Origin of the sequence: Arthrobacter sp. B3I9 (assembly GCF_030816935.1) — a bacterium.
GTDB lineage: Bacteria > Actinomycetota > Actinomycetes > Actinomycetales > Micrococcaceae > Arthrobacter.
Map to the genome: position 1 here is coordinate 1689236 of NZ_JAUSYO010000001.1, position 12677 is coordinate 1701912.

Annotated in this window: 14 protein-coding genes; 9 read left to right on the forward strand and 5 right to left on the reverse strand. The window is 68.7% G+C overall.

The genetic code is table 11. The features are described from left to right. The first annotated feature begins 137 nt into the window (after window positions 1–137). Entirely contained in the window at window positions 138–1919 is a 1782-nt protein-coding gene (locus tag QFZ65_RS07950; protein ID WP_306909598.1) for a DEAD/DEAH box helicase, read from the forward strand. A 104-nt stretch (window positions 1920–2023) separates the two neighbouring features. Here the strand turns inward: QFZ65_RS07950 and QFZ65_RS07955 are convergent, their stop codons facing one another. The 3 genes from QFZ65_RS07955 to QFZ65_RS07965 form a co-directional block, all read right to left on the reverse strand. Beyond that, window positions 2024–2374, reverse strand: a complete 351-nt coding sequence (locus tag QFZ65_RS07955; RefSeq protein ID WP_306909599.1) for a hypothetical protein — start codon at window positions 2372–2374, stop codon at window positions 2024–2026. Window positions 2375–2494: 120 nt separating this feature from the next. Continuing rightward, window positions 2495–3139 carry an isochorismatase family protein gene (locus QFZ65_RS07960; RefSeq protein WP_306909600.1) on the reverse strand — a complete coding sequence of 215 codons (645 nt, stop codon included), beginning with the start codon at window positions 3137–3139 and terminating at the stop codon, window positions 2495–2497. After that, window positions 3140–4468, reverse strand: coding sequence for a nicotinate phosphoribosyltransferase (locus QFZ65_RS07965; protein ID WP_306909601.1), 1329 nt, complete (start codon window positions 4466–4468; stop codon window positions 3140–3142). A 150-nt stretch (window positions 4469–4618) separates the two neighbouring features. Between QFZ65_RS07965 and clpS the strand changes: the two genes are divergently transcribed. The 6 genes from clpS to rdgB all read left to right on the forward strand — a co-directional run bounded on the left by clpS (window position 4619) and on the right by rdgB (window position 8915). Beyond that, window positions 4619–4990: an ATP-dependent Clp protease adapter ClpS gene (gene clpS / locus QFZ65_RS07970; protein WP_306909602.1), complete on the forward strand. Its 372-nt coding sequence runs from the start codon at window positions 4619–4621 to the stop codon at window positions 4988–4990. Continuing rightward, window positions 4983–5549, forward strand: a complete 567-nt coding sequence (locus QFZ65_RS07975) for a DUF2017 domain-containing protein (protein ID WP_306909603.1) — start codon at window positions 4983–4985, stop codon at window positions 5547–5549. The genes clpS and QFZ65_RS07975 overlap by 8 nt, the downstream gene beginning before the upstream one ends. Before the next feature lie 97 nt (window positions 5550–5646). Then, complete coding sequence (murI, locus tag QFZ65_RS07980; protein WP_306909604.1) at window positions 5647–6675, forward strand: glutamate racemase; 1029 nt, start codon at window positions 5647–5649, stop codon at window positions 6673–6675. Further along, window positions 6672–7469 carry an MBL fold metallo-hydrolase gene (locus tag QFZ65_RS07985; protein ID WP_306909605.1) on the forward strand — a complete coding sequence of 266 codons (798 nt, stop codon included), beginning with the start codon at window positions 6672–6674 and terminating at the stop codon, window positions 7467–7469. The genes murI and QFZ65_RS07985 overlap by 4 nt, the downstream gene beginning before the upstream one ends. Window positions 7470–7515: 46 nt before the next feature. Continuing rightward, window positions 7516–8274 carry a ribonuclease PH gene (rph, locus tag QFZ65_RS07990; protein ID WP_306909606.1) on the forward strand — a complete coding sequence of 253 codons (759 nt, stop codon included), beginning with the start codon at window positions 7516–7518 and terminating at the stop codon, window positions 8272–8274. Between the two features lie 11 nt (window positions 8275–8285). After that, window positions 8286–8915 (forward strand): RdgB/HAM1 family non-canonical purine NTP pyrophosphatase, encoded by a 630-nt coding sequence (rdgB, locus tag QFZ65_RS07995; protein ID WP_373427570.1) that lies wholly within the window; start codon window positions 8286–8288, stop codon window positions 8913–8915. Window positions 8916–8918: 3 nt separating this feature from the next. On the opposite strand, the gene QFZ65_RS08000 is transcribed toward rdgB, so the two are convergent. Further along, the gene (locus QFZ65_RS08000) at window positions 8919–9686 is read right to left on the reverse strand and encodes a VTT domain-containing protein (RefSeq protein WP_306912531.1); all 768 of its coding nucleotides are present in this window, start codon (window positions 9684–9686) and stop codon (window positions 8919–8921) included. A 100-nt stretch (window positions 9687–9786) separates the two neighbouring features. Here QFZ65_RS08000 and QFZ65_RS08005 point away from each other — a divergent pair, with 100 nt between their 5' ends. Both QFZ65_RS08005 and QFZ65_RS08010 read left to right on the forward strand, forming a co-directional pair. Continuing rightward, entirely contained in the window at window positions 9787–10806 is a 1020-nt protein-coding gene (locus QFZ65_RS08005) for an exonuclease domain-containing protein (protein WP_306909608.1), read from the forward strand. A 78-nt stretch (window positions 10807–10884) separates the two neighbouring features. Then, window positions 10885–11370 (forward strand): DUF4395 domain-containing protein, encoded by a 486-nt coding sequence (locus tag QFZ65_RS08010; protein ID WP_306909609.1) that lies wholly within the window; start codon window positions 10885–10887, stop codon window positions 11368–11370. A gap of 27 nt (window positions 11371–11397) precedes the next feature. Here QFZ65_RS08010 and QFZ65_RS08015 read toward each other — a convergent pair whose 3' ends face one another. Then, the gene (locus QFZ65_RS08015) at window positions 11398–12513 is read right to left on the reverse strand and encodes an ADP-ribosylglycohydrolase family protein (RefSeq protein ID WP_306909610.1); all 1116 of its coding nucleotides are present in this window, start codon (window positions 12511–12513) and stop codon (window positions 11398–11400) included. Window positions 12514–12677 lie beyond the last annotated feature (164 nt).

Genomic DNA, 12677 nt, shown 5'->3' on the forward strand with positions numbered 1-12677 from the left:
CCTGCTCTCCCGGCAAATGATGCCCGGTCCATGCTGGCCGGTGACTGCTTACGGTTCATCCGAAAAAGATTGGTGTTTTTGTGCTTAATGGGGTTTCTTCGTCAGCGGTGGCAGTGCGCGGAATGGAAGGGACCTAAGTGACAGAGACACTCTTTGGCGGACCCACGCTTCCTCCGGCCTACCCGGAGCGGGCGGCCTGGGGCACCGCACCGAAGCTTCGTGCCTGGCAGCAGGAAGCCCTCGACAGCTATTTCAGCACCCACCCGAAGGATTTCCTGGCGGTCGCCACGCCCGGCGCCGGCAAGACCACCTTCGCCCTCCGCGTCGCATCCATGCTGATCGAGGCCGGCACCGTCAACCGGGTGACCATCGTGGCACCCACCGACCACCTCAAGCGCCAGTGGGCCGACGCCGCCGCCCGGGTGGGGATTGCCATCGACCCGAACTTCAAGAACGCCGACGGCCAGCATGGCCGCGGCTTCATCGGCGTCGCGGTCACCTACGCGCAGGTGGCCAGCAAGCCGATGCTGCACCGCGCCAAGACCGAAGCGGCCCGGACGCTTGTGATCCTCGACGAAATCCACCATGGCGGTGAGGCGCTGTCCTGGGGCGACGGACTCCGCGAGGCCTTCGAGCCGGCGGCCCGGCGGCTCTCCCTGACCGGCACGCCCTTCCGCTCCGACACCTCGCCCATTCCGTTCGTGGAGTACGCCGAGGACCGGGACGGCATCCGCCGCTCCAAGGCCGACTACACCTATGGCTACGGAAAGGCGCTGCGGGACCACGTGGTGCGTCCGGTCATGTTCATGGCCTACTCCGGCCAGATGCGCTGGCGCACCAGCGGCGGCGAGGAGATGGCCGCCTCGCTCGGCGAAGCGGCGGTCACCAAGGACATCACCTCGCAGGCCTGGCGCACGGCGCTGAACCCCACCGGCGAATGGATCCCCGCTGTGCTCGCCGGCGCAGACAAGCGGCTGAGTGAGGTGCGCCGCACCGTCCCCGACGCCGGCGGCCTGGTCATCGCCACGGACCACGACGACGCCCGCGCCTACGCCGGGCAGCTGAAACGCATCACCGGCGAGTCCCCGACGGTCATCCTCTCCGATGACGCCAGGGCGTCCAGCAAGATCGAGGAGTTCAGTGCCAGCCAGTCCCGCTGGATGGTGGCGGTGCGGATGGTCTCCGAAGGTGTGGACGTTCCCCGGCTGTCCGTCGGCGTTTACGCCACCTCCACGTCCACGCCGCTGTTCTTCGCCCAGGCGGTGGGGCGTTTTGTGCGTGCCCGCAAACGCGGCGAGACGGCGTCGGTCTTCCTGCCCTCCGTGCCGCAGCTGATGGCCCTCGCGAACTCGATGGAGGCCGAGCGGGACCACGCCCTGGACCGCCCGGAGAAGGAAGACGGGGACGGCCTTTTCAACCCCGAAGATTCACTCATGGACGAGGCCAACCGCGAGGAAAAGGCTTCCGACAGCCTCACGAAGGGCAAGTTCGAGGCCCTGGATTCGCAGGCGTCGTTTGACCGCGTCCTGTTCGACGGCGGTGAGTTCGGCACCGGCGGCGAGGTCGGTTCGGAGGACGAGCTCGATTTCCTCGGAATTCCGGGCCTGCTCGACGCCGAACAGGTCGGCACGCTGCTCCGCCAGCGCCAGCACGAGCAGCTGAACCGCAAGAGCCAGCGCGGTTCGCAGGCGACCGCAGAACCGGCACCCGCTGTGCCCGACCACCGGATGCTGATGGACCTGCGCACCGAGCTGGCCAAGAACGTGGCGGCCTGGTCCGCCCGGACGGGCACCCCGCACGGGGTGGTCCACACCAAGCTCAGGACCGTTTGCGGCGGACCCGCGGTGGCACAGGCCAACGAGGAGCAGCTCCAGACGCGGCTGCGGAAGCTCCAGGACTGGTTCATCGGCCGGAAGTAGCCCGGACGCAGAAAAGGACCGGGACAACCCGGTCCTTTTCTGTGCCCTGGACGCTTTGTGTCCCGGACGTTCTGTGTTCTGGAAGGCCCGGCCGCGCTCCGGCCTTACTGGCCTCCGGCGCCGCAGACCTGGCTGAGGGACTGGCCCGCGGCGGAGTACCCGGACTGCAGCTCCGCCAGCTTTCCGGTGTCCGGGGTGGGCTTGGCCGACTCATCCAGGAACTCGATGATGGAATGCAGCGGGTCCGTCAGCTCGTCGGAGGCAGTCGCTTCGATGGGACGGAGCCGGTTGGCGAGACGGATCATGCCGGGCTTGTCCGCGTTGGACGTGGGGCCGGAGCCGACGGACTGGATCCGGGCGCACGTCTCGGCATTGGTCTGCGGCTGGGCGCCGGAGCAGCCGGCGGCGCCGAGCAGGGCCCCGGCAGCGATGATGACGGTGAGGGTTTTTTTCATGATGTACTCCGGGTTTTGCGGGTAAGACGATACGTGCAGGATTCCGAGTCTACTGCGGGGAGAGCCGCTTCCCGCTGACTGCGGCCAGATGACGGCCCAACCAGGAAGCGCGGCGGGCCCTCAGGCGATGTCGACGCCGCCGAGTTCCATCTCGGCAACAGCATCGTCAAGGTCGTCCGCGACGCCCACGGTCAGGGCGCGCAGGACAGTGACCGAGTACCCGGCCTGGACGCCGTCCAGTGCCGTGGCCTTCACGCAATGGTCGGTGGCGATCCCCACCACCACGACGTCCTCGACGTCGTGGCTCTGCAGCCAGTCATCCAGCCCGATGGCGTCCTCGCCGTCCCCGAATGCGCCGGCCTCAACCGGCCCGGCCTCCCCGGCGTCGGCCGGCTTGCGCTCACCGGTGGGGACGGCGTCGTCCGGGGCCAGAAGCCCCTCGAAACCCGAGTAGGCGGCCGTGTACTGGCCCTTGCGGAAAACGGCCTGGATGTATTCCGTGTCGAGGTCCGGATGCAGCTCCGCCCCGGACGTTCCGGCCACGCAGTGCCGCGGCCAGCTGTCCAGAAAGTCCGGTTCCGACGAGAAATGCGCACCGGGATCGATGTGCCAGTCCTGGGTGGCGACAATATGGTCGAACTGGCCGTGGTGGGCGTCGACATACTCGGTGATCTCGGCGGCAAGGTCCGCGCCGCCGTCGACGGCCAGCGCGCCGCCTTCACAGAAATCGTTCTGCACGTCAACGATGATCAGGGCGCGGGACATTCAGTCCTCCTCGTAGATCGTGGGGATGGCCGGCTCGCCGCGCTGCAGCCGGTTGACCACCGCCGGCAGTTCCTTCATCGTGTCCGTATGCCGGCGGCGGGCCCGCAGGACGCCCTCGTGTCCGGTCCAGCCCGGCAGGAGTTCGCCGTTCTTGATGAACTGCTGCAGCAGCGGACGGTCGTTGCCGTCGTCTTCGGGCCGGCGGCCGACGCCGACAATCTCGTGGCTCGCGGTGCCCCGTTCATTCAGCCTGCGCAGCGCGTACTTGCGCCCGCCCACGCTCGTCTTGTTCTTCGAGGCCTTGGCCACCGGTACGAAGTCGCCGTCGTCATCCGTGCGGCTGACCAGCTTGTAGACCATGCCCGCGGTCGGTGCGCCGGAGCCGGTCACGAGGGAGGTGCCCACGCCGTAGGAGTCCACCGGGGCGGACTGCAGCGCCGCGATGGCGAATTCGTCCAGGTCGGAGGTGACGATGATCCGGGTGCGGTCATTGCCGAGCTCGTCGAGCAGCTGGCGGACCCACTGCGCCTGGGCCACGAGGTCACCGGAGTCCAGGCGGACCGCGCCGAGCTTGTCCCCGGCGAGTTCGACGGCGGTGCGGACGGCCGCTTCGACGTCGTACGTGTCCACCAGCAGCGCGGTGCCGGCGCCCATGGAGGCGATCTGCGCCTCGAAGGCCTCGCGTTCGGTGTCGTGGAGCAGGGTAAAGGAATGCGCGGCGGTGCCAATCGTCTTCAGGCCGTAGCGCAGTCCGGCTTCAAGGTTGGAGGTGCTGTCGAAACCGGCGATGATGGCGGCGCGGGCGGCCGAGACCGCGGCTTCCTCGTGGGTGCGCCGTGACCCCATCTCCACGCAGGGGCGGTTACCGGCCGCGGTGACCATGCGTGAGGCCGCGGAGGCGATCGCGCTGTCGTGGTTGAGGACCGAGAGGATGTACGTCTCCAGGATGCAGGCCTCGGCAAAGGTGGATTCGACAATCAGGATGGGGGAGTTCGGGAAGTACGCCTCTCCCTCCGGGTAACCCCAGATGTCCCCGGAGAAGGAATAGCCGGCCAGGTACTCCAGGGTGTCGTCGTTGACCACGTTGGTACGGCGCAGAAAGTCGAGCTCGGCTTCGCCGAAACGGAAGCCGGCGATGCCCTCCAGGAGCCGTCCTGTCCCGCCCACGATCCCGTAGCGGCGCCCGTCCGGCAGCCGCCGGGCAAAGACTTCGAACACTGACTTGCGGTGGGCGGCGCCGGAATGGAGCGCGGCCTGCAGCATCGTCAGCTCGTAATGGTCGGTGTACAGGGACGTGCGGGGACGCTCCCAGCCAGCTGAGGTACTCACGAAATTCACTCTAGTCCCCACCGGCTCCCACGTCTCGCTTCGCTTCGCCTCGGGGCCCTCGCCGGCGTGGCCCCACCCACCGGCTCCCACGTCTCGCTTCGCCGCGGGGCCATCGCCGGCGTGGGCCCCTCCTCCCCATAGAATGGACAGATGACCCTTAGCGTTGCGCTCGGACCTGACACGCAGGCCGGCACCAAGACCGGAACGGCGGCCTCCACCGACGTCCTGACGGCCCCGGACATCCCCTGGAACCTGGTGATCTGGAACGATCCGGTCAACCTGATGAGCTATGTCAGCTACGTCTTCCGCAGCTATTTCGGCTATTCGGAGGCCAAGGCGAACAAACTCATGATGGAGGTCCACAAGAAGGGGCGCTCCATCGTGGCGCACGGCAGCAAGGAACAGGTGGAGCAGCACGCGGTCGCCATGCACGGCTACGGGCTCTGGGCCACCGTGGAAAAAGCCACTGGCGGAGACGGATCAGGCGGGGGATCGGGCAAGGGCAAAGGAAAACGTGGCTAAGGCATTCAAATACGGTCTCAAGGGCATCACCGGCTATCTGGAGCCGGCGGAACGGGAACTGCTGCGCAGCCTTTTCGATGACGTCATCTCGATGCTGGAACCCGAGGAACGCGCCAACCAGGATCCGCTCGCGGCGATGGTGGGCCTGGACACCGAGGCCAGCGAACCCGCGGACCGCGCCCTGCTCCGGCTGCTTCCGAACGTCTCGAAGAACGACGGCGAGGCCTCCCTTGAGTTCCGCCGGCTCACCGAGCGCTCGCTGCGGGAAAGCAAGATCGGCGCACTGAAGGCCGCCGCCCTGGGCCTGGACAAAGACGACCTGGTGCTGACCCCGGCCGACGCCAGGCTGTGGTCCACCGCCCTGAACGATGTCCGGCTGGTGCTCTCCGAACGGCTCGACATCCGCGACGACGCGGACGCTGACCATGTCCACCGCATGCAGGACTGGTCCCAGGCCGAAGACGTGGAAAGCTACCTCGCCCTTGTCTACAACTTCACCACCTGGCTGCAGGAGTCCCTGGTCCAGGCCCTGCTGCAGTCGATCGAAACGCGCGGCTGAATGCCGGCCGGCCGGGCAGAGTGTGACCCATCAGACACGCGGTGCGCGACACAATGTGATGACCGTGCCCCGGGCTTAGCCCTATCCTCGAATAATCATGACTCCAGCATCGAATATTGACCCCGCGGCGGAAGCCGTTGCCGACTCCCCGGCGGGCAACAGCGCCAGCAGCCAGGCAGCCAGCGAGCTGGGTTCGCGGCCCATCGGAGTGTTCGACTCCGGCGTCGGCGGACTCACGGTGGCCCGCTCGATCATCGACCAGCTGCCGAACGAATCCATCCTCTACGTCGGAGACACGGCGCACGGCCCCTACGGCCCCCTGCCCATCGCCGAAGTCCGGGCCAACGCGCTCGGCGTCATGGACGAGCTCGTGGACTCCGGCGTCAAGCTGCTGACCATCGCGTGCAATTCGGCATCCGCGGCCGTGCTGCGGGACGCGCGGGAACGCTACACCGCCCGCTACGGCATTCCCGTAATCGAGGTGATCCAGCCGGCCGTACGGCGCGCCGTCGCCGCCACCCGCAGCGGCCGCGTGGGCGTGATCGGCACCTCGGCCACGGTGGGCTCCCGCGCCTACGAGGACACCTTCGCGGCGGCCCCGGACCTGGCCATCACCTCCGTGGCGTGCCCGGCGTTCGTGCCGTACGTGGAGGCCGGCATCACCACCGGCCCGGAGCTGCTCGCGGTCGCCCGTGAGTATCTCGAACCGCTGAAAGCCGCCGGCGTGGACACGGTCGTGCTCGGCTGCACCCACTACCCGCTGCTCACCGGCGTCATCTCCTTCGTCCTCGGGGAGGACGTCACCCTCGTGTCGAGCGCCGAGGAAACCGCCAAGGACGTCTACCGCGCCCTGGCCTCCCGCGGCCTGGAACGCCAGGATGCGACGGCGCCCGAGCACAACTTCATCGCCACCGGAGACGCCGCCCAGTTCGAGTCCCTGGCGCGGCGCTTCCTCGGCCCCGAAGTCCTCAGTGTCCGCCACGTGGACCACGTCGCCGCCCAGTACCCGACCGGAAGCCTGGCCAGGATCACTCCGGAGATGATCGCGGCCGCCCGGGCAGGCACCCGCCGGCCGCGGATCTCCAATTTCGTGGGCAGTGCAGTACCCGGGAGGCCCGGCCTGTGAAGCTGACCATCGTGGGCTGCACCGGATCCTTTCCCGGCCCGGGCTCGCCGGCGTCGTGCTATCTGCTCACCGCCAGCGACGGCGAACGGAACTGGAAGATTGTCCTGGACCTCGGGAGCGGCGCCCTCGGCGCCATCCAGCGGTACACGGACCTTGAGGACATCGACGCGATCTTCCTCACCCACCTGCACCCGGACCACTGCATGGACCTGTGCGGACTGCACGTGGCGGTGCGCTGGAAGCCGGGCGGCTGGGGCCGGGGCCGGATCCCGGTGTGGGGGCCGGCCGCGACGGCGGACCGGATGGCCACAGCCTACGGCCTGGAACTGGACCCGGGGATGCACGAGGAGTTCGACTTCGGCAACTGGTCCGAGCGCAAGCCCGTCAGCGTGGGACCGTTCACCGTGACCCCCTACGCCGTGAACCACCCGGTCGAGGAGGCCTATGCGCTCCGCGTCGAGGTCACCGAGCCGGGCAAGGATGGCAGCCCGGTCACCCGCGTGCTGAGCTATTCGGGGGACACCGACTCCTGCGGCGGACTCGAGGATGCAGCCCGCGACGCCGACCTGTTCCTCTGCGAAGCGGCCTTCGAGGAGGGCCGCGACGACGGAATCAAGGACGTTCACCTCACCGGCAAACGCGCGGGCGAGGCCGCCCTGGCCGCCGGGGCGCGCCGCCTGCTCCTGACGCACATTCCCGTCTGGACCTCGCCGAGCACGGTCATGGCGGAGGCGAAGCCGGCCTTCGGGGGAGATGTGGCCGTCGCCGTCGCCGGAGTGCACTACACGATCTGAACGCAGCCTGAACCCGGGTCCGGCCCGGGCTCGATAAGCTTAGGGCATGACTTCCGAAGCACTTACCGCCCCCGTCATCCGCGCCGACGGCCGCACCCCTGACCAGCTCCGGCCCATCAGCATCACCCGCGGCTGGTCGAAGCAGGCCGAAGGCTCGGCCCTGATCGAGTTCGGCAACACCCGGGTGCTGTGCACGGCCTCCCTGACCGAGGGCGTTCCGCGCTGGCTCAAGGGCGAGGGCCGCGGCTGGGTCACCGCCGAGTACGCCATGCTCCCGCGCGCCACCAACACCCGCTCCGACCGCGAATCCGTCAAGGGCAAGATCGGCGGCCGCACCCATGAGATCTCCCGGCTGATCGGGCGTTCGCTGCGCTCCATCATCGACACCAAGGCCCTCGGTGAGATCACCATCGTGCTGGACTGCGACGTCCTGCAGGCCGACGGCGGCACCCGCACGGCAGCCATCACCGGCGCCTACGTGGCCCTGGCCGAGGCGATCCGCTTTGCCCGCGAGAACAAGATGCTTGCCCGCAACGCCCAGCCGCTGGTCGACACCATCGCCGCCGTCTCCGTCGGCATCATCGACGGCGTCCCAATGTTGGACCTGCCCTACGTGGAGGACGTCCGCGCAGAAACCGACATGAACGTTGTGGTGACCGGCTCCGGAAAATTCGTCGAGGTCCAAGGCACCGCCGAAGGTGCCCCGTTTGACCGCGACGAGCTGAACCAGCTACTCGACCTGGCACTGCTGGGCACCGAACAGCTCGCCGCCATCCAGCGCGAGACCCTGGCCGAAGCGCCGTGACGGACAACAGCGTGAGGCTTGTCCTCGCCACCCACAACAAGGGCAAGCTGCGCGAGCTGCGCGAACTGCTGCGCGGCCAGGTTCCCGGCCTCGACGTCGACACCCAGGTGGTGGACGCCGGTGCCGTCGGGGCTCCCGACGTGGTGGAGACCGGCGTGACGTTTGCCGAGAACTCGCTGCTGAAGGCGCGGGCCGTGGCCCAGGCGACGGGCCTGGTGGCGATCGCCGACGATTCCGGGCTTGCCGTGGACGTGCTGGGCGGAGCGCCCGGCATCTTTTCGGCCCGCTGGGCAGGCCGGCATGGGGACGACGCCGCGAACCTCCAGCTGCTGCTGGCCCAGCTGGCCGATGTGCCGGACGGGCACCGCGGTGCCGCGTTCGTCTGCGCCGCAGCGCTGGCCGTGCCCGGAACGTCCCCCGAGGACGGGCGCGAGGTGGTGGAGTACGGCCAGCTGGAAGGGACGCTGCTGCGCGAACCGCGGGGTTCCGGCGGCTTCGGCTACGACCCTGTGCTCCAGCCGGCCGGTCTCGACCGGAGCTGCGCGGAACTCAGCTCGGAGGAGAAAAACGCCATCAGCCACCGCGGCCAAGCCTTCCGTGCCCTGCTCCCGGCCATCGTGGAAGCCCTGGCCGGAAGCTAGCGCTTACGGGGTCTTGCGGTCTTCTTCGGGCTCGTGCTCCTCGATGAACTCTTCCACGGCGTCCGTGCCGTACTTCTCGGCCTGGCGCTTGGCGATGAAGCCGCGGGCGACCTCGATGCCGATGGGGATCACCGAGACCAGCACGATGACGACGAAGATGATGTCCAGGTTTTCGCGCACCCACGGCACCTTGTCGCCGAGAAGGTAGCCCAGCAGGGTGACGCCGCCGCCCCAGAGCACGGCGCCGATGACGTTGTACAGGAAGAACTTGCGCTTATCCATCCGGGCGACGCCCACGATCACCGGGACGAACGTCCGGATGATGGGGACGAATCGGGCCAGGACCAGTGCCTTGCCGCCGTGCTTTTCGAAGAAGGCGTGCGCGCTGTCGACGTTCTCGCGCTTGAAGAGCTTGGAATCGGGCCGGTTGAAGATGGCCGGACCGGCCTTGGCGCCGATCAGGTAGCCGGCCTGGTTGCCCACGATCGCCGCGGCGATGATCAGGGCCGCGAACGCCCAGATGTTGAACTTGATGGTGTCCGTCGCGACGAGGAGTCCGGCCGTGAACAGCATGGAGTCGCCCGGCAGGAAAAACCCGATGAGCAGGCCCGTTTCGGCGAAAATGATGCCGCAGACCAGCAGCACAACCCAGGGCGCAAGCGCCGGGTCGGCCAGGAAGACCTGGGGGTTGAGCCAGTCGGGGAGGAGGGAGGACAGGCGTGGCTGCACCGGGCCCACCCCGCCGATCGTGGACACGGCGAAGTCACTGATAGCTAAAAGGTTCACCCGTTAAGGGTACTTGACGGCCGCCGTCGGACACGGGCCGGCTCCGGATGCCGGCGGGAGCAGGACGGGACGGTAAAGTCGGGGCGTGGGTTTGGATTTTACGGCGATCGACTTTGAGACCGCCAACGGCTTCCGCGGTTCGCCGTGCGCCGTTGGCCTGACGAAAGTACGCGGCGGCGTTGTGGTCGAGGAGGCCTCCTGGTTGATGCGGCCGCCGCAGAACCACGACCGCTTCGACCACCACAACGTCCGGATCCACGGCATCCGGCCCGAGCAGGTTGCCGGGCTGCCGCGCTTCGGCGAGCTGTTCCCGGAGATCGGTGCCTTTATTGGCGATGACGTGCTCGCGGCCCACAACGCCGCCTTCGATCTCGGCGTCATCCGCTCCGGTCTGGAGGTCTCCGGACTGCCGGGCCCGGCCTACGACTACGTCTGCACCGTGATGCTGTCCCGGCGCTGCTATTCGCTGGTCTCCAACTCCCTGCCGTTCGCGGCGGAGGAGGCCGGGGTTCCCCTGGTCAACCATCACGACGCCGCCGAGGACGCCCGCGCCTGCGCGGGAATCCTGATAGACATCGCGGCACGCAACGGCGCCGCCAGCATCGCTGAACTCCACCTGTCCCTCGGCCTGGACATATCCCGCCAGCCTGCGTTCGATCCGTCGCGCGACCCCCTGTCCAGGGCCAGCCGCACCGCACTCGACGCGCTGGCTGCCGGCCCGGGAGCCGGATTGCCGGGCCGGCCCTTCCGGTCCGGCTGGCCGGAAGAAGGGTCCAATCCGCTGCCGAACGCGCTGGCCGAACCCGGCCACCCGCTGTTCGGCCAGACCGTCGTGTTCACCGGCGAACTGCGGATACCGCGGCCGGAGGCGAAGGTGCGCTCCGCCGAACTGGGCGCGCGTCCCGAGAGCCGGGTCACTGCCCGCACCACCGTCCTGGTGGTGGGCGACGGTTTCGTGGCTGCGGACCTGCGCTCCGGACGGCTCACCGGCAAGGCCCGGCGGGTCCTGGAGCTGCACGAGCGGGGCCAGCGGATCGAGGTTCTCTCCGAAGGCGAGTTCCTGCAGATGGTGGGCGGCCAGCCGGCCCCTGCGGCGGTTGCCTGAGCCGGCTTTCCGCTCCGGGACGGGTCACAGGACGCAACAAATCAAACCGCGGGCCGTAACCGTCCCTAGCCTTGGACAATGAGCAAGCTGCAAATCTTCGCCTTTCCCAACCCGGTGAACGAGTACTCCGCGCGCATCACCGCCGGGCTGGTGGTGGTGCTGGCCGTCGGAACCCTGCTGACCGGCTTCGGCTGGGGAGTGGCCGGAATCGCCGTCGGCTTCTGGCTCCGGCTTCTGTTTGGGCCCCGTGTTTCGCCCTTGGCGGTGCTGTCCGTCAAGGTCCTGACGCCGCTGCTGGGGAAACGGCGGCTGGTGCCTGGCCCGCCGAAACGCTTCGCCCAGGGCATCGGCGCCGCCGTGTCCACCGCCGCCGCCATCCTGCTCGCGGCAGGCCTGGCCCCGGCCGCGTGGATCCTGCTCGCAATCCTCGTTGTGGCCGCCTCCCTTGAAGCCTTTGCGGGTTTCTGCCTCGGCTGCGCGATCTTCGGTATCCTGCAGCGCCGCGGGCTGATTCCCGAGGACGTGTGCGAGGCCTGCAACAACATCAGCCTCCGGCGTGCCTAGCGGCCGTGGGGTTGACCGGACGGCCCCTCAGCCTGCGGTGAGCGCCGCCAGCCGGGACGCCATGCCCCGGATGACCTCCGGGGCTTCCAGCGCGTCCAGCCAGGCCGCCGGCAGGCAGTCCTTACCGTAAAACGTGCCCAGGATGTTCCCGGCGATCGACGCCGTGGAATCGCTGTCCCCGCTGTGGTTCACCGCGAGCGTGACGGCGGCACGGAAGTGCGCCTCCGGATCGCCGTCCTCTGGCCGGTCCGCGGCCGGAGCCGTTGCCAGCACCGCATAGAGTGCGACGGCGAGTGCCTCCTCGGCCACCCAGCCCTCCCCGAGTTCCCGGACCAGTTCCTCGGGGTTCAGCAGGCGCCCGTTGCTGCTGAGGCGCAAGGCTGCCTCAAGCCGCGCGACGAGGTCCGGATCCGGTACTTCACCCTGGTGCAGGAGGCCTTCATCCAGCCGGCCGATGGCGTTCCGGGCGGCGTCGTGGAGGTCCAAACCGGAGGCCAGGGCGTGGATGAGGAGGCTGAAGACGCCGGCGGCCTGCCGCGCGGCGGGGTGGCCATGGGTCAGGGACGCGGCGTCCGAGCTCAGCTTGTAGACGGCTTCGGCAGTGATGTAGGGGACCAGACCGAACGGGGCCGAACGCATCACCGTGCCGCAGCCCTTGGAATCCGGGTTGACCGGCCGGTAGAACGTGCCCATCTCACCGGTGGCCAGGCCGCTCAGGCACGCGTTCCCGGGAGCACGCCGGTGCTTGAGGACCTCGTGGGAATCGATCCACCGGGGCGGCTGGAACGGCGCCGCTTCCGGGACCGGAACGCCCTGGGTCGCCAGCCAGCGCAGGTAAGCCAGCCACAGGCACGCATTGGTATCGGCACCCACTCCCGAGTTCGCCCATTCCAGGGCTTCCATCAGGCCGTCCACCGTGTACAGCGTCAGCTGGGTGTCATCGGAGAAGTGGCTCCCGCCGTCGAGCGCGGCAAAGTCCTGCAGCCCGGACGGGCCGAACTTGGCCCGGATCCCGGCGATGTCCTCGAACTCCACCGCATAGCCGAGGGAATCGCCCAGCGCCCCGCCTAGGAGGCAGCCGTGGATACGGGATTCCAGGGTGGGGGCGGGGGCCGGCGCAGGGGTGGCGGGTTCGGTACTCATGGGTCCAAATTTACCGTGGCGCCGCCGGCGCGGGCGCCAGGGTAAGCCTGCCGGGGCCCTCCCGGGCAGCACTGGCTCAGCGAACGTCCAGATTGCGTTGAAAGACTGCACGCGGACGATGTCCCGCGCGGCCGCTTCCGTGCCCCGGATCCAGGGCAGCCTGC

What these genes read in the sequence shown, in the direction of transcription:
- QFZ65_RS07955 (WP_306909599.1), bottom strand. Translation starts at nt 2,374, where the DNA reads ATGAAAAAAACCCTCACCGTCATCATCGCTGCCGGGGCCCTGCTCGGC.
- QFZ65_RS07960 (WP_306909600.1), bottom strand. Translation starts at nt 3,139, where the DNA reads ATGTCCCGCGCCCTGATCATCGTTGACGTGCAGAACGATTTCTGTGAA.
- clpS (WP_306909602.1), top strand. Translation starts at nt 4,619, where the DNA reads ATGACCCTTAGCGTTGCGCTCGGACCTGACACGCAGGCCGGCACCAAG.
- murI (WP_306909604.1), top strand. Translation starts at nt 5,647, where the DNA reads ATGACTCCAGCATCGAATATTGACCCCGCGGCGGAAGCCGTTGCCGAC.
- rph (WP_306909606.1), top strand. Translation starts at nt 7,516, where the DNA reads ATGACTTCCGAAGCACTTACCGCCCCCGTCATCCGCGCCGACGGCCGC.
- QFZ65_RS08010 (WP_306909609.1), top strand. Translation starts at nt 10,885, where the DNA reads ATGAGCAAGCTGCAAATCTTCGCCTTTCCCAACCCGGTGAACGAGTAC.
- QFZ65_RS08015 (WP_306909610.1), bottom strand. Translation starts at nt 12,513, where the DNA reads ATGAGTACCGAACCCGCCACCCCTGCGCCGGCCCCCGCCCCCACCCTG.